Source organism: Parafrankia colletiae (assembly GCF_001854655.1).
GTDB lineage: Bacteria > Actinomycetota > Actinomycetes > Frankiales > Frankiaceae > Parafrankia > Parafrankia colletiae.
The window spans coordinates 1-24,967 of the sequence record NZ_MBLM01000058.1 but is presented as its reverse complement, the minus strand read 5'-3'; the positions used below and the strand labels follow the sequence as shown (position 1 = coordinate 24,967).

At 71.6% G+C, this 24,967-nt stretch carries 19 protein-coding genes and 1 pseudogene; 9 read left to right on the top strand and 11 right to left on the bottom strand.

Features of this window, described 5'->3' with window-relative positions:
* Window positions 1-10: 10 nt before the first annotated feature.
* The 4 genes from nirB to CC117_RS08180 form a co-directional block, all read right to left on the bottom strand.
* Window positions 11-2,611, bottom strand: a complete 2,601-nt coding sequence (nirB, locus tag CC117_RS08195; protein ID WP_071083272.1) for a nitrite reductase large subunit NirB — start codon at window positions 2,609-2,611, stop codon at window positions 11-13.
* Window positions 2,612-2,761: 150 nt separating this feature from the next.
* Window positions 2,762-3,751, bottom strand: coding sequence for a TIGR03557 family F420-dependent LLM class oxidoreductase (locus CC117_RS08190; protein WP_071083150.1), 990 nt, complete (start codon window positions 3,749-3,751; stop codon window positions 2,762-2,764).
* The gene (locus CC117_RS08185; RefSeq protein WP_071083149.1) at window positions 3,751-4,911 is read right to left on the bottom strand and encodes an iron-containing redox enzyme family protein; all 1,161 of its coding nucleotides are present in this window, start codon (window positions 4,909-4,911) and stop codon (window positions 3,751-3,753) included. Before CC117_RS08185 ends, CC117_RS08190 begins: the two co-directional genes overlap by 1 nt.
* The gene (locus CC117_RS08180; RefSeq protein WP_071083148.1) at window positions 4,911-5,624 is read right to left on the bottom strand and encodes a class I SAM-dependent methyltransferase; all 714 of its coding nucleotides are present in this window, start codon (window positions 5,622-5,624) and stop codon (window positions 4,911-4,913) included. The genes CC117_RS08185 and CC117_RS08180 overlap by 1 nt, the downstream gene beginning before the upstream one ends.
* A 194-nt stretch (window positions 5,625-5,818) precedes the next feature.
* Between CC117_RS08180 and CC117_RS08175 the strand changes: the two genes are divergently transcribed.
* The 5 genes from CC117_RS08175 (at window position 5,819) to CC117_RS08155 (ending at window position 9,815) form a co-directional block, all read left to right on the top strand.
* Window positions 5,819-6,133: a DUF1330 domain-containing protein gene (locus CC117_RS08175; protein ID WP_071083271.1), complete on the top strand. Its 315-nt coding sequence runs from the start codon at window positions 5,819-5,821 to the stop codon at window positions 6,131-6,133.
* A 206-nt stretch (window positions 6,134-6,339) separates the two neighbouring features.
* The gene (locus CC117_RS08170; RefSeq protein WP_071083147.1) at window positions 6,340-6,990 is read left to right on the top strand and encodes a carboxymuconolactone decarboxylase family protein; all 651 of its coding nucleotides are present in this window, start codon (window positions 6,340-6,342) and stop codon (window positions 6,988-6,990) included.
* A gap of 167 nt (window positions 6,991-7,157) precedes the next feature.
* Window positions 7,158-7,781, top strand: coding sequence for a TetR/AcrR family transcriptional regulator (locus tag CC117_RS08165; protein WP_071083146.1), 624 nt, complete (start codon window positions 7,158-7,160; stop codon window positions 7,779-7,781).
* A gap of 163 nt (window positions 7,782-7,944) precedes the next feature.
* Window positions 7,945-8,979 (top strand): ATP-binding cassette domain-containing protein, encoded by a 1,035-nt coding sequence (locus CC117_RS08160; protein ID WP_071083145.1) that lies wholly within the window; start codon window positions 7,945-7,947, stop codon window positions 8,977-8,979.
* Window positions 8,976-9,815 (top strand): ABC transporter permease, encoded by an 840-nt coding sequence (locus CC117_RS08155; RefSeq protein ID WP_071083144.1) that lies wholly within the window; start codon window positions 8,976-8,978, stop codon window positions 9,813-9,815. Before CC117_RS08160 ends, CC117_RS08155 begins: the two co-directional genes overlap by 4 nt.
* Before the next feature lie 2,094 nt (window positions 9,816-11,909).
* Here the strand turns inward: CC117_RS08155 and CC117_RS38800 are convergent.
* Both CC117_RS38800 and CC117_RS08150 read right to left on the bottom strand, forming a co-directional pair.
* Window positions 11,910-12,740 (bottom strand): annotated as a pseudogene (locus tag CC117_RS38800) (BTAD domain-containing putative transcriptional regulator); the annotation flags it as partial.
* 458 nt (window positions 12,741-13,198) lie between these two features.
* Window positions 13,199-13,939, bottom strand: coding sequence for an MBL fold metallo-hydrolase (locus CC117_RS08150; protein ID WP_071083143.1), 741 nt, complete (start codon window positions 13,937-13,939; stop codon window positions 13,199-13,201).
* 186 nt (window positions 13,940-14,125) lie between these two features.
* Between CC117_RS08150 and CC117_RS08145 the strand changes: the two genes are divergently transcribed.
* Together CC117_RS08145 and CC117_RS08140 are read left to right on the top strand one after the other, a co-directional pair.
* Window positions 14,126-15,721 carry an FMN-binding glutamate synthase family protein gene (locus tag CC117_RS08145; RefSeq protein WP_071083142.1) on the top strand — a complete coding sequence of 532 codons (1,596 nt, stop codon included), beginning with the start codon at window positions 14,126-14,128 and terminating at the stop codon, window positions 15,719-15,721.
* Window positions 15,722-15,734: 13 nt separating this feature from the next.
* Window positions 15,735-16,124 carry a PPOX class F420-dependent oxidoreductase gene (locus tag CC117_RS08140; protein WP_071083141.1) on the top strand — a complete coding sequence of 130 codons (390 nt, stop codon included), beginning with the start codon at window positions 15,735-15,737 and terminating at the stop codon, window positions 16,122-16,124.
* 84 nt (window positions 16,125-16,208) lie between these two features.
* Here CC117_RS08140 and CC117_RS08135 read toward each other — a convergent pair whose 3' ends face one another.
* The 4 genes from CC117_RS08135 to CC117_RS08120 all read right to left on the bottom strand — a co-directional run bounded on the left by CC117_RS08135 (window position 16,209) and on the right by CC117_RS08120 (window position 20,879).
* A complete protein-coding gene (locus tag CC117_RS08135) occupies window positions 16,209-17,396 on the bottom strand; it encodes a cytochrome P450 (RefSeq protein WP_071083140.1) in 1,188 nt (395 codons plus the stop codon).
* 85 nt (window positions 17,397-17,481) lie between these two features.
* Complete coding sequence (locus CC117_RS08130; RefSeq protein ID WP_071083139.1) at window positions 17,482-18,948, bottom strand: aldehyde dehydrogenase family protein; 1,467 nt, start codon at window positions 18,946-18,948, stop codon at window positions 17,482-17,484.
* Window positions 18,949-18,961: 13 nt separating this feature from the next.
* The gene (locus CC117_RS08125) at window positions 18,962-19,948 is read right to left on the bottom strand and encodes a sucrase ferredoxin (RefSeq protein ID WP_071083270.1); all 987 of its coding nucleotides are present in this window, start codon (window positions 19,946-19,948) and stop codon (window positions 18,962-18,964) included.
* 4 nt (window positions 19,949-19,952) lie between these two features.
* Window positions 19,953-20,879, bottom strand: coding sequence for an enoyl-CoA hydratase (locus CC117_RS08120; protein ID WP_071083138.1), 927 nt, complete (start codon window positions 20,877-20,879; stop codon window positions 19,953-19,955).
* A gap of 354 nt (window positions 20,880-21,233) precedes the next feature.
* On the opposite strand from CC117_RS08120, the gene CC117_RS08115 reads away from it, so the two are divergent.
* Entirely contained in the window at window positions 21,234-22,064 is an 831-nt protein-coding gene (locus CC117_RS08115) for an SDR family oxidoreductase (RefSeq protein ID WP_071083137.1), read from the top strand.
* 191 nt (window positions 22,065-22,255) lie between these two features.
* On the opposite strand, the gene CC117_RS08110 is transcribed toward CC117_RS08115, so the two are convergent.
* Complete coding sequence (locus tag CC117_RS08110; protein WP_071083136.1) at window positions 22,256-23,344, bottom strand: NAD(P)H-dependent amine dehydrogenase family protein; 1,089 nt, start codon at window positions 23,342-23,344, stop codon at window positions 22,256-22,258.
* Window positions 23,345-24,082: 738 nt separating this feature from the next.
* On the opposite strand from CC117_RS08110, the gene CC117_RS08105 reads away from it, so the two are divergent.
* A partial coding sequence (locus CC117_RS08105; protein WP_071083135.1) for an ABC transporter substrate-binding protein occupies window positions 24,083-24,967 on the top strand: 885 nt, incomplete at its 3' end.

The window sequence follows — 24,967 nt, the reverse complement described above, 5'->3', positions numbered from 1 at the left end:
TCCTTCTGCGTCATCGGGCCGGGGTGGCGGCCGGCAGGCCCAGAAACGCCGGCCGGGGCTGGCCGCGCTCCGTCACGAAGGAGATCGTCGGGTCGGGGGTGTCCGGGGCGTTGACGAACGAGACGAACCGGCGCAGGCGCACCGGATCGTCCAGCACCGCGGCCCACTCGTCCTCGTAGGTGCCGACGTRCCGCTCGATCGCCGCGTCGAGCTCCGCGGCGATGCCCAGCGCGTCGTCGACGAGGACCGAGCGCAGGTAGTCCAGCCCGTTGACCTGCTCACCACCGGGGCCGGTCGACAGCGACTCGACCCAGCTGGACGTCCGCTGCAACCGCTCGGCGGTGCGGACGTAGAACATGACGAACCGGTCGATCGTGCGGATCAGCGTTTCGGTGTCGACGTCGGTGAGCAGCAGGTCGGCGTGCCTCGGCCGGAAGCCGCCGTTGCCGCCGACGTGGAGGTTCCACCCGTTCTCGGTGGCGATCACGCCGATGTCCTTGCTCCGCGCCTCGGCGCACTCGCGGGCACAGCCCGACACCCCGGCCTTGATCTTGTGCGGTGAGCGGATGCCCCGGTAGCGCAGCTCGAGCTCGATGGCGAGTGCGAGCGAGTCCTGGACGCCGTAACGGCACCAGGTCGACCCGACACAGGACTTCACCGTGCGCAGCGCCTTGCCGTAGGCGTGCCCGGACTCGAATCCGGCGTCGACGAGCCGCCGCCAGATCGCCGGCAGCTGCTCCACCCGGGCGCCGAGCAGGTCGATGCGCTGCCCACCGGTGATCTTCGTGTAGAGGTTGAAATCCTGGGCGACCAGGCCGAGGGCGACGAGCTTCTCCGGTGTTATCTCCCCGCCGGGAATCCTCGGCACCACCGAATAGGTGCCGTTGCGCTGGATGTTGGCGAGGAACGCGTCGTTGGTGTCCTGGAGGGCGGCCTGTTCGCCGTCGAGGATGTGGCCGTTGCCGAGGCTGGCGAGAACGGAGGCCACGACCGGTTTGYACACGTCGCACCCGCGGCCGCGGCCGTACCGGCCGACGAGCTCGCTGAACGTCCTGATCTGGTGGACGCGGACGAGGTCGAACAGCTCCGCGCGCGAGTAGCCGAAATGCTCGCACAGCGCCCGGCTGACCGTCACCCCGCTTTCGGCGAGCAGCGTCGAGAGCGCGGGAACGCACGACCCGCAGCCGCTGCCGGCCTTCGTGCAGGCCCTGATCTCGGCGACGGTGGTGAGCCCCTCCCCCGCGATCGCGGTGTCGATCGCCTCCCGGGTGACCGCATGGCAGGAGCAGACCATCGCGTCGGCGGGCAGGACGGCGGCGACCGCCGCACCGCCACCCCCGCCCCCGCTCGGCGCGATCATCACGAGAGGGTCGCCGGGCAGCGGACGACCGACGAGCGGGCGCAGGGTCGGGTACTTCGAGGCGTCCCCGACCAGCACGCCGCCGAGCAGGGTCGCGGCGTCGTCGGAGACGACCAGTTTGGCGTAGGTGCCGGCGACCGGGTCGTTGACGGTGACTTCCAGCGCCCCCGCGGTGGCCGCCAGCGCGTCGCCGAAGCTCGCGACGTCCACGCCGAGCAGTTTGAGTTTCGTGGCCGTGTCCGCGGCGGCGAACTCGGCCGGCCCGCCGAGGAGCCGGTCAGCGAGCACGGAGCCCATCGCGTAGCCGGGAGCCACCAGCCCGTACACCTGGCCGGCGACGCAGGCGCACTCCCCGATCGCGAAGACCGCGGGGTCGGCGGTCCGGCAGCCGGTGTCGACCACCACCCCTCCCCGCTCGCCGACGGCCAGCCCCGTCTCCCTCGCCAGCTGGTCCCGGGGACGCACGCCGGCGGCGAAGACGACCAGGTCGGCGGGCAGTTCGGTGCCGTCGCCCAGGGTCGCCAGCATGGGGGTGGAGCCGGCGGGCTCCGGCGCCGCGACCACCGAGGCGGCGTACGTCCCGAGGTGGACGGTGACCCCCAGCTCCTCCACCAGCCGGCGCAGCAGCGCACCGCCGCCCTCGTCGACCTGCAGCGGCATCAGCCGCGGAGCCATCTCGACCACGTGCACGGCCAGCCCGAGCAGGCGCAGCGCCCGCGCCGCCTCCAGGCCGAGCAGCCCGCCACCGACCACGAGGCCCACCGGAACCACCGGAACCGCCGGATCCGCCGTGCTCCCGCGCGCCGTCGCGTGGAGGGCCGCGGCGCGGATCGCGTCCATGTCGTCCAGGGTGCGGTAGGCGAAGCAGCCGGGGAGGTCGGCACCGGGCACCGGCGGGACGAACGGGGACGAGCCCGTCGCCAGCACGAGCGCGTCGTAGCCCACGGTGCGCCCGCGGCTGGTCGTGACGGTCCGCGCCGCGCGGTCGACCGCGATGACGGCCTCGTCGAGCCGCAGCACGTAGCCGTGCCCGTCGTAGCAGCCGTCCGGGACGAGGTCCAGGCTCTCGGCGCCGGCGCCGTCGAAGTACGACGAAAGCGCCACCCGGTCGTACGCCCGGCGCGGCTCCTCCCCGAAGACGGTGACCTGCCAGCGCCGGTCGACATCGCGCTCCCGCAGCGCCTCGACGAAGTGCTGGCCGACCATGCCGTTGCCGACCACGACGAGACGGCCGCCCGAATCCGTTCCCATGATCAGCCCCACCTGCGCCCGGATCCGCCACGGCCCGGCTGCGTTCATGGTCGCCAGGAACTGTTATCCCGAACGCGCGGAGGCGTTAACACCCGGGCAAGGAGTGCTCACCGCCGCCGGGACGCCGCTGTGCGTCCGGCGCGGCCGTTCTCAGGACGCCGCGACCAGCCGCGCGGAATCGGCGTCGAGTGCGCGCAGCGGTCCGGCGAGCTCGGAGCTGAAGAATGCCAGGAACGCATCCGGGTCAGGCCCGCAGTTCATCAGGACGAGCTGGTCGAATCCGGCCGCGGCGAACGGTGCGCAGGCTTCGAGGTAGCGGGCCGGGTCGGGGCCGTAGGCGAGGTGTTCTGCCAGGTCGTCCTGGGTCACCGTGGTCGTGGCGGCGGCGAAGTTGGCCGGGTTCGGCAGTTCGCTCATCACCTTCCAGCCGGTCACCGCCCAGCGCATCGTGCGCAGCGCGCTGGTCAGTGCGGTCTGTGCGTCCGCCGCGAAGGCCACCAACACCTCGGCGTACCGCGGGCCCGCTCCGCCGGCGGCGGTGTAGGCGTCGACGAGGCTCCGTTTCGGCTCGGTGGCGAACAGCCCGTCACCGCACTCCGCCGCCATCCGCGCCGAGCGCGCTCCGCCCGCCGCGATGGCGATCGGCGGGGGCGCAGCGGGCAGGTCGAACACGCGGGCGTCCTCCAGCTGCAGGTAGCGGCCGTCGTACGACTGGTACCCGCCCTTCCACAGCAGCCGGATGATGTCGACGGCCTCCCGCAGCATCGCCTGGCGCCGGCCCACCGCGGGGAACTCGCGCCCGACGACATGCTCGTTGAGCCGTTCGCCGGAACCCAGGCCGAGGGTGAACCGGCCGTCGGAGAGCAGTGCGACCGTCGCCGCCGCCTGCGCGATCACGGCCGGGTGGTAGCGGATCGTCGGGCAGGTCACACCGGCCGCCAGACCGACCCGGTCGGTGGACTGCGCGATGGCGCCGAGCAGCGACCAGGCGAACGCGGAATGTCCCTGCTCCTCGAGCCAGGGGTGGAAGTGGTCGCTCAGCTCGACGAAGTCGAATCCGGCGTCCTCGGCGGCCTTCGCCTGGCGGACGATCTCCTTCGGGCCGTACCCCTCGGTGATCAGCTTGTATCCGATCCGCATCATCGCTCCCTCGGGAAGTCGTCCAGCTGGTCAGCGCCCAGCTGGTCAGCGTCGGGCGGGGACTCGTCGGGCGGGCCGGCGGGCGGCAGCAGGGCCGAGCGGCCGTCGCGCCAGGCAGCCAGGACCCGGGCCGACCACCGCCCCTCCACGGCCATGATCGCGCGGGCGCCGAGCAGCACGTCCACGCCCAGCTGCGGCTCCGCACGCACCAGGTTGCCCGCGAGCGCCTCCGAGGCGAGCGTCTGGTGATGGGCGTCCGCCACGACGTGCACGGAGAAGAAGTGGCGGGCGCCGGCCGGCAGCCCGTGCCGGCGCAGCGCGGCGCCGTAGGCCGCCATCGGCTCGACGGAGGTCATCTCGAACACGGCCAGGTGGCCGACGAGCGCCCCGCGCAGCCGCCGGTGCAGGCCGAAGAACGACGCCAGGTTCACCGAGGCGAGCGCGGCGCCCGGCACGCGGTCGAGGTAGGCGCCGTAGCCCGCGTCCAGGCCGAGACCGAGCATCGTCACCCCGAACAGGTTCTGGTGGACGTCCCGCGCGGTGCCGTTGCCGTACTCGTCGGCCTGGATCTCGACGAGCGCCGCCTTCGCCGGACCGGTCAGCCGCGGGATCGCCCACGAGTGCGGGTCGGCCTCCTTGAGCTGCAGCGGCGAGCGGAGGATGGCGAACTCCCGGAACTGCTCGAGCGAGCCCTGTTCGGCCAGGTACGCCGACACCGACGGTCCCGGGGGTCCCGACGGCCCGTCGATGACCGCGCGCAGCGCCGCCGCGATGCCGTCACCGTCACGCGGGTCACAGGCCGCCACGGGCACCGTCCCGGCCTCGCGGCGGACCCGCGCCTCCAGGTCCTCCTCCAGGTGATGGCGCAGGGTCAGCAGGGCCGGCGCCCACTCCCACCGCTCGTCGACGCCGGCGAAGCCGCGGTAGTGCAGTTCGTAGAGGCAGTAGAGGGCCAGCGCGCCGTCCTCTCCGTAGAGGACGTCGTCCCCCGGCGGCGGGGCGGGCCCGAGGCCCGCGTCCGCCGGCCGCCGCAGCGCGTCGGTGACGAAGGCGCTGAGCGGCCCGCGGGGGCGTGGCAGCCGGCCGGGCCCGAGCTGGGCCGGCGGCAGGACGGTGCCGTACCGCGCCGCCGCCCCCGGCAGCGCGGCGGTCGTGGTCATCAGGCCCTTCCCGGTTCCGCGCCGGCGGTCAGAACCCTGCGCAGGACGTCCGCCTGCCCCGGGTCGGCCGTTCCGGTGCGCAGCCAGGTGACTCCGGCGAGCAGGTAGTCCGTCTCGGTGCTGAAGGCCCGGCCCTCGGTACGCAGCTCGTCGATGCGCCCGCGGACGCCGGACCGGCAGCTGTGCGGGCCGAACACGACGGGGCACACCGACCAGTCCGCCACGGCGTACCCCGACCGCCGGGCATGCTCGATCACCCCGAGCGGGTCGGCGATCGACGCGACCATCAGCATGAGCACGTCGTACGGCCCGGACAGCAGGCGACAGGTGACCTCCGCGCCGCTCTCGCCGCCCCACAGCTCCGGCGTGCCCGTGTCGTCCGCCGGGGCCGCGAGATAGGGCGGGTTGGCGACCGCGATCCGTTCCGGGCCGTCGAGGGCCTGCTCGAAGAAGTCACCGGGCTCCACCGTGTAGCCGGGCGGGCCCTTCGCCGCGACGAGGTGGGCGGCGACGCGGAAGCTGTCCGGGTCCCGCTCGAAGCCGCGCACCGGCACCGACGCCTCACAGCGCGACAGCGCCTCGATGATCGGCAGTCCGGTGCCCGCGCCGAGTTCCACGATGCCACCGGCCAGGTGGGGGGCGGCCACCGCCGAGCTGAGCAGACGTTCCACACACCAGGCGTAAAAGGTTGATTCCACCGTGTCGTAGAACATGGGCCTCCCCCGCACTCGCCCTGCGTCTGCCCCTCGGGCATGCCCCGGATCGGGGACGTAACGCTTGTGACGCGGAGGGCGAGAACAGCCCTGACGCCCGGTAACCAACGCGGACCGAGGGTCCGTTTCTCGTGGTCGCGGGGGCCGCGGACGTTGCATACTCCCGGAACGGGAACGTGAGCGAGGAGCAGCAGGTGCCGAAGGGCTACGTGATCCTGACCGAGACCATCCACGACCCGGCGGGCATGGCGGCGTACAGCCGGCTCTCCGGCGCCTCGCTCGCCGAGTACGGCGGCCGGGTGCTCGCTGTCGACGACGACGTCGACGTCATCGAGGGGTCCTGGCCGGGCCGCCGGACGATCGTCATCGAGTACGAGTCGGTCGAGAAGGCACAGGACTGGTATCGCTCCGCGAGCTACCAGGCCGCTCTCCCGCTCCGGCAGGCCGCGGCCGACTGCAACGTCATCATCGCGTCGGGCTTCACGCCCCGCGCCGCGACGCCCAGATGATCATGGCCTGATCCGGGCAGGCGAGCAAGCGGACGAGCGAGCGCACGAGCGGACGAGTGCCGCGACCGAACGAGCATCGGTTTCCTCGACAACACGCGCACCAGACCGACGAAGGCGGCCGGCGAACGGCCGCGGATGGGACGGGACGGCGAGATGAGAGGCGAGATGAGAACCGTGACGAGCAGGTCGACCACGGCGGGCCAGCGATGACGACGGAGCAGATCCACGAGGCGGCGCGGCAGGCCGCACCGGAGCCGGCCCGGATTGCGCCGCTGCCGGTCGAGGAGTGGAGCGAGGACGCGGCGGAAACGCTGCCTAAGTACTTACGACGCCCCGAGCTCTTCCTCTCGGGCCGCCCGGACGCCCTGCCGATGCCGACCTCGCTGCGCCTGTTCGCCCACCACATCCGCCTGACCGAACCGTGGCTCGCCTTCTCCGAGGTGCTCGCCAGCAGGAACGCCGTGCTCGACCCCCGGCACCGTGAGCTCGTCGTCCTCCGCGTGGCCTGGCGGACCCGCTCGTCCTACGAGTGGACGCATCACCTGCGCATCGGCAAGCACAGCGGTGTCACCAGCGAGGAGATCCACGCCATCCCGCAGGGCGCCGCCGCCGACCTCTGGGCGCCGCTGGAACGGGCCATGCTGGCCGCCGTCGACCAGATGATCGACCAGTTCCGCGTCGACGACGAGACCTGGCGGGTTCTCGCGTCCCACCTGGACGAGCCGCAGCTGCTGGAACTGTCGTTCGTCATCGGCAGCTACCTCTGCCTCGCGCAGGTCCTCAACAACGTCGGTCTGCAGCCCGAGCCGCCGACCGAGGTCATCGACGCGCCCGCGCTCCCCGCCCTGGGAACCTGACCCGCCGGGGACCTGACACGCGCACCTCCTCCGGCCCGGTCGGGTCAGCCCGGCGCGCTCTCACGCCACGCTGACCGGACCGGGCACCAGGCCGGTCGACGCCCGCCCGACAGTGCAGATGACGATGTCAGTCGCACGGCCGGGCGCGCATGGGATAGGAACATCGGATGGCCAGCAGGCACCAGGCCGGTCCGACCGAGCCGACCACACGCGACCAGCTACTCGACGCCGCCGAGCACCTCCTGATCGAGGAGGGCTACGCGGCGGTCACCTCGCGGCGCGTCGGCGCCCGGGCCGGACTCGCACCACAGCTTGTGCACTACTACTTCCGCACCATGGACGACCTGTTCCTGGCGGTGTTCCGGCGCCGCGCGGACGTCGGTCTCGACCTGCTGCAGGACCTGGTCCGGTCCCGGCCGACGCTGCAGCAGCTGTGGGAGCTGCGCGAGATCGGCCTCACCACCACCACGTTCAGCCTGGAATTCATGGCACTCGCCAATCACCGCAAGGCGATCCGCTCGGCGATCGTCGAGTACTACCACCGTTACCGGCAGCTCCAGCTGGACGCCTTCACCGCGGCGCTGGCGGATCTGGGCGTCCCGGAGGAACGCTGCCCACCGCTGGTGGCCCAGCTGGTGATGGTCGGCATCACGCAGCTGATCGCCATCGACGGCGAGGTGGGCCTCGGCTCGGGCTACGAGACCGTCGTCTCCTTCATCCAGCAGCAGATTGACGGCCTCGCCGCGGGAGAGCCCGTCACCCGCTTCCAGGCACCGTCCGACCAGCGCTGACAGCACCGCGACCCGCGGGACCGACCCACAGAACCGGACCCGCGGGACCAGGCTTTCGGGGGTGCGGGCTCCCGGAAGTCTCGTGAATGCGCCGCGAAGGAGCGGTGAAACCGGCCCTACCTAGGGTTCCCAGGTGTCGCATCCGCCACCGAGAGGACATCCCTTGGGAGCCCCACCCGCAGTCCAGGCCCGCGGCCTGGTCAAGACGTTCCGCGACCAGCGCGCCGTGGACAGCATCGACCTCGACGTCCGCCAGGGCGAGATCTTCGGTGTGCTCGGCCCGAACGGCGCAGGGAAGACGACGACCCTGAAGATGCTGGCGACGCTGCTGTCGATCGACAGCGGCGAGGCGCGGATCTTCGGGATCGACGTCGCCGCGAATCCGCACCGGGTGCGGCAGCTCATCGGCGTCACCGGCCAGTACGCCTCGGTGGACGAGGATCTCACCGCGACCGAGAACCTGTGGCTGTTCGGCCGCCTGCAGGGCCTGCGGGCGTCGGAGGCCCGCGCCACCACCCGCCGGCTGCTGGAGCAGTTCGGTCTCGAGGAGGCCGCCGAACGCAGGATCTCCGAGTTCTCCGGGGGCATGCGCCGCCGGCTGGACCTCGCCGCCTCCCTGATCACCCGCCCGCCGCTGATCTTCCTGGACGAGCCGACCACCGGTCTCGACCCGCGGACCCGGGGCCAGATGTGGGACACGATCCGCGGCCTGGTCGCCGACGGCTGCACCGTGCTGCTCACCACCCAGTACCTGGACGAGGCCGACCAGCTCGCCGACCGGGTGTGCGTCATCGACCACGGCCGCAAGGTCGCCGAGGGCACCCCGGACGACCTGAAGGCGCAGGTGGGCGAGTCGACCCTGCAGGTGCAGCTCGCGCCCGGGGCCGACCAGGCCGCCGCCGCCGAGGTGGTGCGCCGCATCCTCGGTGAGGAGCCGGTCCTCACCCCCGAGTCCGGCCGGATGAACGCGCCGCTCCCCGACGCCGACCGGGCCGCCGACGTTCTCGGGGGCCTGCGCGCGGCGGGCGTCTCCATCCGCTCGGTGAGCGTCGCGCGGCCCACCCTCGACGAGGTGTTCCTCGCCCTCACCGGCCATGACGTCCCCCCTGCCGACCGGGCGGACGGCGAGCCGGGCCCCGGCGCCGTCGACATCCCCGACGACCGCGGCAGCATCGCCCCCCTGGAGGTCGCCCGATGAGCACGACTGTTCTGGAGGCGCCGGCCACCGTCCTGGACGCCTCGGCGGCACTCGCCCGCACCCATGGTCGGCCAGGCATCCGCGACACCGCCTCCCAGACGCTCGCGATGGCCTGGCGGGCGCTGAAGAAGATGCGCCGCAATCCGGAGCAGTTCTTCGACGTGGCGTTGCAGCCGCTGCTGTTCACGGCGATGTTCGCCTACGTCTTCGGCGGTGCGATCTCCGGGGACGTCGACAGCTATCTGCCGTTGCTGATCCCCGGCATCGTCGCCCAGACGGTCCTCACCACCTGTATGGCGACCGGGGTGCAGCTGCGGGAGGACATGGACAAGGGCGTCTTCGACCGGTTCCGGTCGCTGCCGATGTCCAGGGTCGCCCCGCTGGCCGGCCCGATGGTCGCCGACCTGGTGCGCTACCTGATCGCGGCGGTGCTGACCTACCTGATGGGGCTGCTGCTCGGCTACCGGCCCGGCGGCGGGGTGCCCGGCGTCGCCGGGGCGGTGGTGCTCGCGGTGGTCACCGGCTGGGCGATCGCGTGGGCGTTCACCTGGATCGGCACGCTCGCCCGCAGTGCCCGCAGCGTGCAGGGCATCTCGATGATGATCCTGTTCCCGCTGACGTTCCTGTCCAACGCGTTCGTGCCGGCGGACACCCTGCCGGGCTGGCTGGAGACCTTCACGAAGGTCAACCCGGTGTCACATCTCGTCTCCGCGACCCGGGACCTGGCGAACAACGGCGCGATCACCGCCCAGGTCGGCTGGACGCTGCTCACCGGCCTGGTGGTGATCGTCATCTTCCTGCCGCTGTCGGTCGTCAGCTACCGCCGGAGCCTGTAGGACGGCGGGCGGCGGGGTCTGCCCGGCCAGTCGCTCGACCAGAGCGTCGGTCTCGCCGAGCAGCTCGCTGCTGCGCCGCCTGCCGATCTGCCCCTCGGCGCGGGCCAGCGCACCCGGCGCCCGCTGTTCCGCGGCAACCTCGACCCAGTGCCAGTCCAGCGGGGAGATCAGCGCGAAGTAGCCGAAACGCCGGGCCACGGCCAGCAGCCAGGCCGCGTCCACAGCCTCGTCGCCGGCCGGCCCGACCCGCAGCTGCCAGGCTCCGAGGGCGAACAGGGCCGTGCCGAACACCGGGTAGTCGATGTGCGCCTCGTCCAGGCCCAGCAGCCTGCGGCTCCGGAGAATGCATGACGACGCGAGCCCCGCGCCCTCGGCGAGCTGCCTGGCGTCGACCGCGTACCGGGCGAACGCGGCCAGGGCTACCGCCTCGCCGAACAGCAGCCACGGCTCCAGGCCGGTCTGCTCGACCCCGGGCATCCGCAGCGTCCGTGTCTGGTCCGCCACCTGGAGGTGGCGGCGCAGGCCGTCCTCGATCTGGCCGCGGGCGGTCGCAAGTTCGGCCCGGACCACCGCCGCCATCATCCCGCCGAGCAGCAGCCCGGAACCCGCATCGTAGGTGTACGGGAACCCCGCCTCGGCGAGCCCGGCCAGAATCCCCTCGGCGTCGTCGAAGGCGCCGCGGCGGATGGCGTCCGCCGCCTGCAGCGTCCGCAGATAGGCGGCGTCGTCGTGTGCGCCGAGCCGCTGCAGAACGGGCAGCGCCGCCTCGATGTGACGATGACTGGCGGCGGTCTGCCCCACCCGCATCGTCAGCGAGGCGAGCTGGGTGCGCAGCCCCGCCTCGTACCACGGGCCGTCCCCGGGCCGGATGAGCGCGAGCGCACGTTCCCCGGTGGCCATCGCCGTCTGCGTGTCACCACTGTTCTCGTACAGATGCAGGAGCCAGGTCAGAGCCAACAGGGCGCAGTACCGGTCGGTGTCCTCCGCAAGCTGCTCCAGAACCTGCTGCAGGCTCTCGGGCCCGCAGCGCGCGGGGTGGGCGTGCAGCAGCACCCTCACCCCACCTGCCACCCGGGGATCCTCCGCCGCGTCCGGACCAAACCGGATCAGGAGCTCCCGGATCGGCGCCACATCGGCGCCGGCGTGGGGAAAAGCGCCGCCCAGTAAGGCAAGCGCCATGGCAAGGGCCGCGGGCACCGCCCGCGGCGGCGGCTCCCACCCGCGGACCGCCGCGCCGATCGCCCCGACCAGCACCATGATCCGGGTGTGCTCTCCGCGCATCTCCCAGAACCCGGCCAGGACCGCGACGATGGACACCGCCGCTTCGGCATCTCCCTCGGCGAGCGCCGCCCGCAGCTCGTCAGCGAGGTTGGTCTCCTCGGCAGCCAGAGCGTCGATCGCGCTGACCTGCCGCTCGCCGTACAGGTCGGCGCAGTGGCGGGAGACGTAGCGGAGCGCCCAGGCCCGCCGGGCCCGCCGGGCCGCCGCGGCCTCCCCGTCCTCCGCCAGCCGCAGCAGGCCGAACTCCCGGACTGTCTCGAGCATCTGGTAGCGCGCCCGGCCGGACGCCTCACGCACGCTCAGCAGCGACTGGTCGATGAGGTTCTGCACCACCTCGACGGCGTCCAGCTCCGGGCCGAGCATCTCCTCCGCGGTGTGCAGAGTCAGACCGTCCCGGAACACCGACAGCCAGCGCAGCGCCCTTCGTTCCGGCTCGGCGAGCAGGTTCCACGACCAGTCGATCACCGCGAGCAGGGTGCGGTGCCGGTCCGGAGCACCGCGGTCGCCGCCGCGCAGCAGGGCGAACCGGTCCGCGAGGCGCAGGTCGATCTCCTCGACGGACAGCACCCGCACCCGTGCGGCCGCCAGTTCGATGGCGAGCGGCAGCCCGTCCAACCGGTCGACGATCGACGTGACGGCCGCGTCGTCCAGCCGGACGTCGGGCCGGGCCGCCACGGCACGCTCGCGGAACAGCTCGACGGCGTCCGACCGGGTCAGCGTGCCGAGTGGGTACACCCGCTCGGCGCTGATCGACAGCGGCGCCCGGCTCGTGGTCAGCACCCGCAGGTCGGCCGTCGTGGCGACGAGGAACGCGACCAGCTCGGCGACCGCGCCGACCAGATGCTCACAGTTGTCGAGGACGAGCAGGCTCGGGCTGCCCGCCAGCTGCGCGGCGATGCGGCCCCGCAGGTCGGCGTGCTGCTCCGGGGTCAGAACCCGGCGGTTGCCGACCGAGTCCCGCACGCCGAGCGCGGAACCGACCTCGCCGAGCAGGTCCGCGGGCGCGGTGACACCGACCAGTTCCACCACCCGCACCACCGGGAGCGGGCTGTCGCGGGCCAGCAGATGCGCCAGCCGGGTCTTGCCCAGCCCACCGGGCCCGATGATCGACACCACCCGGGAGCTGGCGAGCATCGCCCGGAGCCGCTCGACGTCCCGCCCGCGCCCAAGCAGCCGGGTGGCGTCGTAGCGCAGGCCGTCGCGGACCGGGCGGTCGGCGACGAGGAGATCACGGTGCACCCGCGCGAGCGCATCACCAGGACTGACGCCCACTCTGTCCCGCAGGTCACGGCGGTAACGCTCGTACCGCTCCAGCGCGGCGCCCGGGCCGCGCACCGCCGCCTCGCTGCGGAGCAGATCGGCCAGCAGCCCCTCGTCGCCGGGCCGGCCCGCCACCGCCTCCGTCAGCAGCGGCAGCGCCTCGGCGTGCGCACCGGTCCGGCTGCAGGCCTGCGCCAGCACCGCCCGCGCCGTCGTGCGGTCACCCACCGCGGCCCGGCGGACGTCCGCGAGCGGGCCCTCCTCCCCTGGCCGGGCCTCCGTCAGTGGCCCAGTCTCCGTCAGTGGCCAAGCCGCCGTCAGCGAGCCAGCGCCCGCACGGGGATCGGAGTCGGAGTCGCCGACTGCGAGGGCCTCGCGGGCCACCTCCGCGGCTGCGAGCGGATCTTCCGGAAGAAGGCGGGTGGCCTGCTCCGCCAGTCGGGCCAGCAGGCAGCTGTCGACCTGCGCGGCCGGCAGGTCCAGGCGGTAACCGGCCCCGTCGCGCACCACCGCGCCGGCCCCGAGGACTGCCCGCGCCCGGGACACCACGACCTGCAGGCTCTTCGCCGCGTTGGCCGTCGCCTCTCCGTGCCAGATCAGGGCGGCCAGTCGCTCGGCCGGCACCGCCCGCCCACTGGCCGCCGCCAGCGCCGCGAGCAGTGCCTGCTGGCGATCCCCGACCACCGGGGTGCCGTTCCAGCGCACCCCGTCCAGCAGGGCGAGTTTCACACCCACGCTGAGGGAGTCTAGGGCGTCGCCCACACCGAATCCTCCCCGATGATCCGCGGTGACGACGCGCAGCTGTCCGTCAACGAACGCCGTCTGTCAACGAGCGCTGTCCGTCACGCAGAACCTTCGGACTGCCGCGCGAGGTGTTCGAGCGCTGTGTGCATGAATGCTCCCGCGCCGGCGGAGAGGGGTTCACCGTGGCCGAAGCAGGCGGCCTCGATGTCGAGGGACGCCAGCCGGGTGAAGGACCAGAGCGCCTCGGCCCGGTCGGCGTTGAAGACACCGGGGAAGACCGGTGTCCGCGGGTCGGGTGACCGCGGGTCGCGCGCCATGATGTCGCCGGCGAACAGCACCCGTGGACCGGGCAGGTACAGCCCGATGCTGCCGGCGGTGTGACCCGGGGCGCCGACGACCACGGCACCGCCGGCGATGTCGAGGACGTCGCCGTCGCCGAGTGCCTGGTCGACCGGTGTCGGGGCCGCGGCCGTCGCCGGCAGCGCGGAGTGGACCTCGTCCCACAGCGGGCGCTCCCAGTCGGCCAGATCCGGCGGCACGGCCTCGGCCCGCCCCTCGATCAGCGGGACGTCCGCCTGGTGCGCCAGGACGCGGACGTCGCCCCAGCCCGCGATCTCGGCGGCCGCGCCGGCGTGGTCGACATGGCCGTGGGTCAGCACCAGCCGTCGCACCTCGGTCAGGTCATGTCCCAGGTCGCGGATGCCGGCGGCGATCCGCCGGCCGGAGCCGGGCAGGCCGGCGTCGATCACGGTCAGGCCGTCCGGGTCACGCCACAGGTAGACGTGACCGACGGGAAAACGCAGGAAGTACAGGTCCGGTCGCAGCTCGACAACGCTCATGACGGTGACGGTAGGTACCGGTCGCCGCCCGCGGGCCGGGCTCTGCCGCCGGCAGATCGGCCGTGGGCAGAGTCCGGTTCCGTCCGCTGCCGGCGCAGTTCGACGGCCCGAAGCGGGGATACCGTCAGACCTGCCACGGACCTGGGCGAACCCGTCCAGGACCGGGTGGGAAGGGCACGGTTCGCGATGTTGCCATATGCGACGGTCTGCCTCCTGGCTGTGCTGGTCGCGGTCGGGGCGGTCCTGGCGCTGCTCGTCTCGGCCGGCTGGTGGGCGGGTGCGGCGCTCGCCGCGGCGCTGCTGGCGCTCGCGGTGCACGACGTGACGCAGCGGCGGCACGCGATCCTGCGGTTCCACCCCGTGCTGGGGCACCTGCGGTTCCTGCTGGAGAAGATCCGCCCGGAGATCCAGCAGTACTTCATCGAGCGGAACTACGACGGCCGGCCGTTCGACCGCGACACCCGCACGATCATCTACGAGCGTTCGAAGGGCACGCACGGCGATCAGGCATTCGGCACCGAACGGGATGTCAACGAGGTCGGCTACGAATGGCTGCCACATTCCGCCATGCCGGTCCCGGTGGCCCCTGGCGATCCGCAGCCGAGAGTACGGATCGGTGGTCCGGACTGCTCCCAGCCCTACGACATGGCGCTGCTGAACATCTCCGCGATGAGCTTCGGAGCGCTGTCGGCGAACGCGGTGCTGGCGATGAACCAGGGCGCCGCGGCGGGCGGCTTCGCCCACGACACCGGCGAGGGCGGCCTCACCGAGCTCCACCTGAGGTACGGCGCCGACCTGGTGTGGGAGATCGGCAGCGGCTACTTCGGCACCCGCACGCCCGACGGCGACTTCGACCCCGCCCGTTTCAAGGACGTCGCCGCGCTGCCGACGGTCCGGATGGTCGAGCTGAAACTGAGCCAGGGCGCGAAGCCCGGTCTCGGCGGTGTCCTGCCGGCGGCGAAGGTGACACCGGAGATCGCGGCGGCCCGCGGTGTCCCGGTCGGCGTCGACTGCGTCAGCCCGGCCTTCCACCGGGTCTTCGCCACCCCACGCGAACTCGTCCTGTTCATCGCGCGGATGCGGGAGCTCGCCTCGGGCAAGCCGGCCGGGTTCAAGCTCTGCGTGGGCACGCGCCGCGAGCTGCTCGCCATCTGCAAGGCCATGGTCGCCGAGGGCGTCACCCCGGACTTCATCGTGGTGGACGGCTCCGAGGGCGGCACCGGCGCGGCCCCGCTGGAGTACGAGGACCACGTCGGCACCCCGCTGACCGAGGGACTGATGGCGGTGCACAACGCCCTCGTCGGCGTGGGCCTGCGGGACCGGGTGCGGATCGGGGTGGGTGGCAAGGTCGCCCACGGCGTCGACATCGTCAAGCGGATCGCGCAGGGTGCCGACTACACCAACTCGGCGCGGGCGATGATGATGGCGACGGGCTGCATCCAGGCGCAGCGCTGCCACACCAACACCTGCCCGGTCGGAGTGGCCACCCAGGATCCACGCCGGGCGCGGGCGCTGGACGTGCCCGACAAGGCCGAGCGGGTCCGCCGCTACCAGGCGGCCACCGTCGAGCAGGCGGTCCGGGTCATGGCCTCGCTGGGCTGCTCCAGCCCGGCCGAGCTCGGCCCCGGGATGCTGCTGCGCAGGATCTCCCACAGCGACACCCGCAGCTACGCCGACCTGTACGACTGGCTGGCCCCGGGTGAACTRCTCGCCGAACCCCCCGCCTCCTGGGCAGCGGACTGGGCCGCCGCCGACCCCGATACCTTCCGCCCCCACGGCTGACAAGGAGCTTCCAGTGCCGACTGTTTCCCCGGCTTATCGGGACCTGTTGGAATCGGGCAACACCGCCACGCTCGCGACCGTCGGGGCGGACGGGCAGCCCCAGCTCACCGCGATCTGGGCCATCCTTGACGACGGGCAGGTGCGGACCTCGCTCCACCCCAGCCGGCAGAAGTACCGGAACCTGGTCGCCAACCCGAAGGCGACCCTCTTCGTGATCGACCCGACCAACCCGTTCCGGACGCTGGAGGTGCGGGGAACCGTCGAGATCACCGAGGACACCGGCCTGGAGTTCCTCAAGCGCCTGCTCGCCGTCTACGGTACGGATCTGGAGAACTTCCAGGCAGCCGTCGACGGCCGGGTGGTCGTCACTCTCCATCCCACCCGGGTCGTCGAACTCGGCTAGCCGGCAAGAAAGCAGCCAGCCGGCGGTGCGCCGCCGGCTGGCTGGAAAAGAAGAGGCCGGAAAGGGACCCGGCCGGGCGAACGGTCAGAGCACGATCGGAAGCTTGTGGTAGCCGCGGATCGTGGCGGTGTGGATGAGCTCCGCGCCCGGCGCGAGATCCCAGGCCTGGAAACGGTTCAGGAACTCCTCGAGCGCGATCCGGCCCTCGATGCGCGCCAGGGCCGCCCCGAAGCAGTAGTGCACGCCCTTGCCGAAGGTCAGATGCGCGTCGATCTTGCGGTGGATGTCGAAGTCGTCCGGGTTGGGGAAGACCCGCTCGTCACGGTTCGCCGAACCGGTCAGCAGGGCGACGATCTTCCCTTCCTCGACCACCTGGCCGTGCAGCTCGACCGRCTTGGTGGTCACCCTGACCTGGATCGGCGACGGCACCTCGTAGCGCAGTGTCTCCTCGACCGTGTTCGGAATCAGGGACCGGTCCGCGACGACCTGGGCGCGCTGGTCCGGGTTGTCGGCGAGGACCTTCGCGAGCCAGCCGATCAGACGGGTCGTCGTCTCGACCCCGGCGGCGTAGAGCATGCCGACGTAGTTCAGGATCTCGGTGTCGGTCAGCCCGCGTTCCTCGTTGGTGAAGACGTCCTTGAACCGAGCCTCGATGAGGGTGGTGAGGAAGTCGTCCGCCGGGTTCTTGCGGCGGAACTCCAGGAACGGCGCGTACGGGTCGCCCATGGTGACGAGCCGGTTCCCGTCCTGCGGCTTCTCCTCCTTCAGCCGGGCCGACTCCTCGACGGTGTCACGCAGGTTCAGCAGGTACTCGTCGGGGATGCCGACGAGGGCGCCGATGACCCGCATCGGCAGGTGGCCGGCGAAGTCCTGCACCAGGTCGAAACCACCGCTGCCGACGAGCGGGTCGAGGTACTCGGCGCACAGCTCCCGGATCCGCTGTTCCAGGACGAGCACCCGCCGCGGGGTGACGGCACGGCTCAGGATGAGCCGGTGCATGTCGTGCTCGGGCGGGTCCTCGGCGATGAACACGCCGGGCGGTGTCTGGATCCCGGCCTTGACCATCTCCAGCAGGATGCCCTTGGAGGAGGTGTAGCTCTGCCAGTTGACAGAGGCTTCCTCGACGTCGGCGTAGCGGGAGACCGCGTAGAAGTCGTAGCGGTCGTTGTAGTAGAGCGGTGCCTCCTCCCGCATGCGCTTCCACAGCGGGTAGGGGTTCTTGTCGATCTCGAAGTCGTATGGGTCGTAGTAGATCTCGGTTGCGGTGTTCACGCGGTGCTCCTGTCAGCGTGCGCTACGTGCGCCTGCGCAGCGGCGGCGGTCGGTGCCAGCGGGTCCAGACGGGCTCGCGCGGGATTCAGGCAGGCTCGCAGAGCGCCTTGACCTGCAGATACTCCTCGAAGCCCAGCTTGCCGCTCTCGCGRCCGATGCCGCTCTGCTTGTAACCGCCGAAGGGGACGTCGTGGCCGTAGTAGATGCCGCCGTCGACGATCATGGTGCCGGCGCGGATCTTGCGGGCCACGGCCTTGGAGCGCTCGTGGTCACCCGAGAAGACGGCACCGGACAGGCCGAAGATGCTGTCGTTCGCGATGCGGATCGCGTCCTCGTCGTCCTCGAAGGGGACGGCGACGAGCACCGGGCCGAAAACCTCGTTGCGGACGATCTCGGAGTCCTCCGGCATGTCCGCGAACAGCGTGGGCTCGAAGTAGTAGCCCTTCTCGAACTGCTTCGGGCGGCTGCCCCCGACGATCGGGGTGCCGCCGGCCGCCTTGGCCCGCTCGACCATGGCCTCGACGCGGTCACGGTGCCGCTCGCTGTTGAGCGGGCCCATCACGTTGTTCGGGTCCAGCGGGTCACCGTAGGGCATCGCCGAGAGCATCTGCGCGGCGAACTGCACGCCCTCCTCGAAGCGCGACCGCGGGAGCAGCAACCGGCTCAGCGTGGCGCAACCCTGACCGGCATGGAGGCACACCATGAAGGTGGACAGGCCGATCGAGCCACGGAAGTCCGCATCCTCGAAGACGATGTTCGCGGACTTGCCGCCCAGCTCCAGGAAGCACTTCTTGATTGTTTCCGAGCCGAGCTTCATGATGCGCCGGCCGACCGCGGTCGAGCCGGTGAAGCTGATCAGGTCGACGCGCGGGTCGGTGATCAGTTCCTCGCCGCGGTCGTTCACCGAGCTGGTGATGACGTTGAAGACGCCCGCGGGGATGTCCGTGTGCTCCGCGACGATCTTGCCGATCGCGCTGGCGCACCAGGGTGTCGTCGGGGCGGCCTTGAGGACCACCGTGTTYCCCGCGGCCAGCGCCGGAGCCACCTTCGCCAGGTTCACCTGGAAGGGCTGGTTCCACGGCGTGATGGCACCGACCACGCCGTACGGCTCGCGCTCGACCCAGCGGTGGGCGCCGAACCCCGGGATGTCGCCCATCCCGTAGTCCTGCGAGAACTCGTACTTCTCCAGCAGGTCGGCCACCCAGCCGATGCCCTCGATCGGCCCGTCGATCGTCGAGTGGATGATCTTCGTCGGCAGGCCGACCTCGGCCGTCGCCAGCGCGCGCAGCGGCTCGGAGTGCTTGGCCAGCGCGTCCTGCAGCTGGCGCAGACAGCGCACCCGGAGTGCGACGTCCGTACTCCAGCTGGTCGTGTCGAAGGCCGTCCGCGCGGCGTCGATCGCCGCCTCGACGTCCGCGGCGGAGGCGTCGGCCGCGACGCCGATCGAGGCCTCCGTGGCCGGGTTGATGTTGTCGTACGTGGCGCCGCCCTCGGCATCGACGAGCCGGCCGCCGATGAGCAGCTTCGCGGAGTTCAAGCCCGCGTAGGTCATGTGCTTCCTCCAGTCAGGTGACGCGCGTGTGCTCATGGCGGGTGACGGCGGAGACCGCCCATTCGGTCTGGGTCTTGGCGGCCGACGCGGGCGGGCTCATGCAGTCGGGCATCGCGACGGTACGCCCGGGGCGGACGGTCCCCGACCAGGTCACAGCCTCCGCACCGGTCTCCCAGGACAGCTCGGCGCGATCCCCGTCGACCGAGCCGTGCCGGGCCGCGTCCAGCAGGCCCCAGCCGAMACGACGCAGGACCTCGCTCTCCAGCRCCTGCACCTGGGGACCGGCGAGGCCCGAGCAGCCCCGGTAGTGGTCGGCGACCGTGTCGATGTCGCCGTCGCGCCGGATCACCCGGTCGATGAGGTCCGGGTCGGCGAAGGCCCAGCCGGTGCCCTCCGGCAGGACGAGCGCGACCGGGGCGAAACGGTGACCACCGAGATGGCTGGTCCGCCACAGGTTCACGCCCGGGCCCGGCGTGCCGGCTGCCAGCCGGACGGCGAGGCCCGCTCCCAGCCGGCCGCAGCAGGCGTCCCGGCGGCCGTGCCCGCACACCAGGACGTCGACCCCCGGCACCGCCAGGCTGGACGGGCCCGGGTCGGCAGCCGCGGCGACCAGGGCGGCCACCGTGTCGCGCAGCGAGGCACCGACAGCGCTCTCGAACCGGCGGTAACCCGCGAACGCCGACGCGCCGGGTTCCCGCGCGTGCAGGATCACCCGCCGTTCCCCGACCGGGGTGCCCGTGTCCGCGGGCACGACGGCCTGCAGCCGGTAGCCCGCGGGGCCGATGAGAGGTTCCAGCAGCGCCGCCTCGTCGGTCTCGCCGGCGTCACGCGGCCACGGGAGGGGGATCTCGACGAGGAGGAAACCCGCGTAGGTGCCGGCGGTGCCGGCCGGGGACATCGCCACGGCCCGCGACCAGTCGGCACATCTGATCTTCGCTTCGGGATCGACTCCGGCCGGAAGACCGGCCCCGGACGTCTCGATCCCTGCTGTCGGCTCCATCGCGTCAGCCGACCGGGTCGGGGGCCGCGACATGGTTCCGCAGGGCCGGGGCGATCGGTGGGGCCGTGCGCCAGTCCGCGATCCCGTCGTCGCCCGCCGTGCCCATGGGCATTCCGCCCTGGTGCACCCAGGCCCAGTGCGCATGGTTCAGCTCGTGCAGCGTGAAACATGCGTTCAACGCGTTGTAGAAACCCATCTGGTCCACACTCTGGTTGACCGACTCCTTGATCAGAAGGGCGGCCATGGTGGGAACGGAAGCGATTCTCCGGGCGAACGCGAGGGCCGAGTCGTGCAGTTCCTCGGCCGGGAAGATCTTGGAGACCATTCCGAGCCGCCAGGCCTCCTCCGCATCGATCGAGTCGCCGGTCAGAAGGAGTTCCTTGGCCCGACGCGGGCCGAACTCCCACGGGTGCGCAAAGTATTCGAGGCCGCACATGCCGAGCCGGGTTCCGACCATGTCCGCGAAGGTGGTTCCCTCCGCCGCGACAATGAGATCACAGGCCCACATGAGCATGAGGCCGGCCGCATAGACCTCGCCGTGCACGGCCGCGATGGTGACCTTACGGAGGTTGCGCCAGCGCCGGGTGCTCTCGAAGAAGTGGTGCCACTCCTGCAGCATCAGCTTCTCGGCACCCTGCCGGGTGCCGCCGTTGACCTTCGCCGATGGGTGCTGGCCAGGGCCGGGGGTCATGTCCGCCCGGCCCTGCTTCGAACCCATGTCGTGACCGGTCGAGAACATCGGGCCATGGCCACCGAGAATGACCACCCGGACGTTGTCGTCCTCTTCGGCCCGGAGGAAGGCCTGCCCCAGCTCCACCAGCAGACCGCGGCTCTGCGCATTACGAGTCTCGGGGCGGTTCAGCATGATCCGCACTATCGCCCCGTCGTCCAGCGACTCGTACGTGAGGTATTGGTACCGCGAATCGCTCATGGGTGCCCTTCTGTCCTGGTGGGCGTGCCCACTGGTTTCGGGGATGGGGCCCCCTACCTGGGCTCTTACCGTCAGTATTTACACTAGGTTGAAGTACATGTACTGTCAACCCGGTCGCAGTGGGGCAGCAGCGGACAGGGCGGCCCCACCTGCCGGGCTGGCCTTTCCGACCCGCGGCCGGCGAGGCGCTCGCACTTTGGCAGCGGGTGCCGACGCGGCCGGTCCCGCTGCGTTTGCGGCGCGGTTCCCTGATGATGATTCGGGCCGGCCGACGAATCTTCCCAATACCACCGGTCAGATTGACCAGACCAGGCCCGGACCAGACTGGACGGGCGGACGTGGAGGCTACGGAGCATGACTGACTCGCAGGCTTTTCGGTACGACGGGAAGCGGGCGCTCGTGGTCGGAGGCGCCACCGGCATGGGCGCGGCCGCGGCCAGGGCGGTCGCCGCCCTGGGCGCCGAGGTCGTGGTCATGGACATCGCGCCCGCCGACTACCCGGTCGCACAGATGATCGTCACGGATCTGGCGGACCGCGCCAGGCTCGACGCGGCCATCGACGAGATCTCCGGGCCGGTGGACGCGGTGTTCTCGGCCGCCGGGATCGCCGGCGGGCCCGCCGTGATGCGGGTGAACGTCATCGGTCACCGTCACCTGCTGGAGCGGCTGATCGCCGAAGGCAGGCTGGGCGCCGGATCGGCGATCTGCTTCATCTCCTCGGTGGCCGGGCTCGGCTGGCAGAACCATCTCCCGACGCTGGTCGAGTTCCTTGCCACGGAGGACTTCGAAGCGGCCGACAAATGGGTCAGCGCCCACGAGGGCACCAACAGCTACATGTTCAGCAAGCAGGCGATCAACGCCTACGTCGCCCGCGAGTCCTACCCGCTGCTGGCCCGGGGCATCCGCATCAACGCGATCTGCCCGGGCCCGACCGACACTCCGCTCGCCCGCGCCAACTCCTGGGGCGGCTTCGACGAGCAGTACCGGAAGGCGGCGGGCGACGTGCCCCCGCTGACGCCGGAGCAGATGGGGAACGTGATGGCCTTCCTGAACAGCGACGCGGCGAGCGGGATCAGCGGCGTGAGCCTGCTGGTCGACTCGGGCCACGTCGGCTCCTCGATCGGCGGCTCGTGGGAGGCCGGCAAGCCGGTGATCGAGTTCCTGATGACCCAGAACTCGGTCTGACCCACGCCTCGACCCGCCCGCGCGGGGCCCGCGCGGGCGGGTCCAGCGCGCGCGGGTCCAGCGCGCGCGAACGGAGCCCGGTGCCGACGGCGGCGATGTCGGCACCGGGGCTCCGTCAGGAATGCGGCCACCCGCTTCCCCGGGTCCGGGYCCGGCTCAGGCCGAGGTGATCAGCGGTCGTCGACCGGCGGTCAGGCCGACTCGAACCCACCGGTGTAGGGGTTCTTCGAGGGGAAGGGCGCAAGGTCCAGCAGCGACAGAACTCCCGGCGGCGCCTCGCAGACCCGGGGGATCGCGTTGACGACGCTCATCGCCGAAGCGACCGCGATCGGGTCGCCGGTGTAGCCCTCGGGCGCGGAGAGCTTCATGTCCAGCCGGACGCCGGGCAGCCCGTCAACCTGCGCCCGGTAGCCGTCGCCGGAGAACCCAACCTCGGGGAAGTCCGTTTCCCTCAGCCGTTCCACGTGCTCGACGACAACCCGGGCCTCACCACCGGAGATGCCCTTGACCCGGTAGCGCAGACCGCAGATCGTCCCGGCGGGGATGTGCCCCGACGCGACGTCGAACGCCTCGTCGGAGTGCAGAATGGTGTGGTCCTCGACGATCTCGTCGATCGTCACGCCGATCGCCTCGGCCAGCATCGCGATGGTCGTCGCGTGGTAGCTCGTGGTGACCCCGGGGGCGAGGATCGGCATCTTCGCGACGTCGTTCTGGCCGAAGCCGAAGAACATCGTGATGCCGGGGCCCTCCCAGAAGGCGTTGTTCATGATCTGGGTCATGTGGACACTGCGCACCTCACGGGCGAGCGCGAGCGCCGACAGGGCGAGTRCCGCCGTGCCGTAGCCGGGGTCCATGCCGATCGTGCAGAAGGACGAACCACCGTCGGTGCAGGCCTGCTCGAGCTGCTTGTAGAGCTCGTCGTCCTGCGCTCGGGGGTAGACCAGGGTCGGCCACCACAGGCTGACGACGTTCTTGCCGGACCGCAGGATCCGCAGCAGGTCCCCGAACGTCTCCATCGGGTTGTTCACCCAGGTGCGCCCGACGGTGAAAACGACACAGTCGGCTGGCTGGGCGAGCAGCGCGTCCTGGTCACGCGTCGCGGTCAGGCCCAGCGGGGCTAAGCCGAAGATCTCGCCGATGTCGCGGCCGTCCTTCTCCTCGGAGTGCACCCAGGCACCCGCCAGTTCCAGGTCAGGATGGCCGAGGATGCCGGTGACCGCCTCCTTGGCCACGGTGCCGGTCGTCCACTGGATGACGCGATAGGTCACGATCTCCTCCATCGGTGGCACCCGGACCAACGGCCGGTGCCGATGCTGGGGCTCACGGGCTGGGGCTGTGGCTGGCTGCGGCCGGGTCCAGGGCTGTGGCAGATGGCGCGTGGCCGGCTGTAAGCGTGGCCGGGCCTGKCCGGGYCGGGCAGCAGGCACGCGGACGGGCGGTCTGCGGCCGGGGGCCCGCCACCCCCGTTCGCATCCCTTCCGCAGTGAGCATGGAAACCGGCCTGGATGCCAGGCGTCCGACCCGGCCTTGCCGCACACCATAGTTATACCGAGTCTAACTATGCAAGAGGCCGAAACAGCTCGATCGCCACCTCCCCCACGGCTCCGCGACCCCCGTGGCCACCGACCATCACCAGCCCGCCACACCGCGTCCCCCGCAGCCCGTTCCAGCGGCCCGTACGCCACCGGCCACCCCCACCACAGGGTTGTGTGACCTGCCGGCACCTGTTAAAAAGTAGACCCCGCYAAATTTGACTCAGTTTAAACTCTGACTGCGGGTGGGCGGAAAGGGACAAACCCCCCACGGTCAGCCGCAGGGCCCGACCARCCCGGAACACACACTGCCATCCAACGGGAAAMCCCGAAAGCGATCATTACACACCCGACGCGGAAACACCCCGTGCCGCCCTGCCCCGGGCCGGGCCACCCGCGATACGCACCCCCACCGCGCGACCTGTACTCCGCTGGACCCCGCGGCCCGGCCCACGCGCAGTGACCACATCCGGGAAGGGACACCACGTGATAATCCGCAAGGCCCTCGCGGTTACCGCCGCCGCCGGCCTGCTATCCGCCGCCCTCGTCGCCTGTGGCGGCGACGGCGACTCCGACAGCACCGACACCGCCGGCCTCACCGGCGCACCGATCACCGTCGAAGTGATCACCACCCTGAACAGCGTCACCCCRCACACCGAGTCCTACGAAGGCGCCCAGGCCGCCGCCGCGGCCGTCAACGCCTCCGGCGGCATCAACGGCCGCCCRCTCAAGGTCGAGGTCTGCGACGCCGGCGAGACCGACACTCCGGCCAAGGCCATCGCGTGTGCCCGCGACCTCGTCGCCGACCGCGACGTCATCGCCGAGGTCGGCGACTTCCAGGCCTTCCAGGAGCAGACGAACACCATCCTGAACGAGGCCGGCGTCCCCAACATCGGCCCGCCGCCGCAGAGCCAGTCCGCGCTGAACTCCCCGAACTCGTTCCCGCTGTCCGGCTCCGAGGGCGCTGCCATCGCGACCGTCCTCGCCGACGCGGGTGCCACCGACATCCAGGTGGCCTTCACGAACGTCGCGCAGGCGGCCGCCGCCGTCCAGTTCAACACGGCCGCCCTGCAGAAGGGCCGCGGGCTGACCATCAAGGGYGGCATCCCGATCGACGTCACCGCCACCGACCTCACCCCCGCCGTCACCCGCGGCGCGGACGGTGACGCCGTCGCCCTCGCGATGATGCCCACCCACTTCGCCGCCTGGCTCACCACCACCAAGGCAGGCGACTACGACCAGAAGCTCGCTGCCAGCAGCTCCGTCCTGCGCCCCGAGACCCTCAAGGCGCTCGGCGACAAGGCCGACGGCGTGCTCGTCGCCTCCGGCCTGCCCCTCGTCTCCAGTGACCAGGAAGGCATCGTCCGCTAC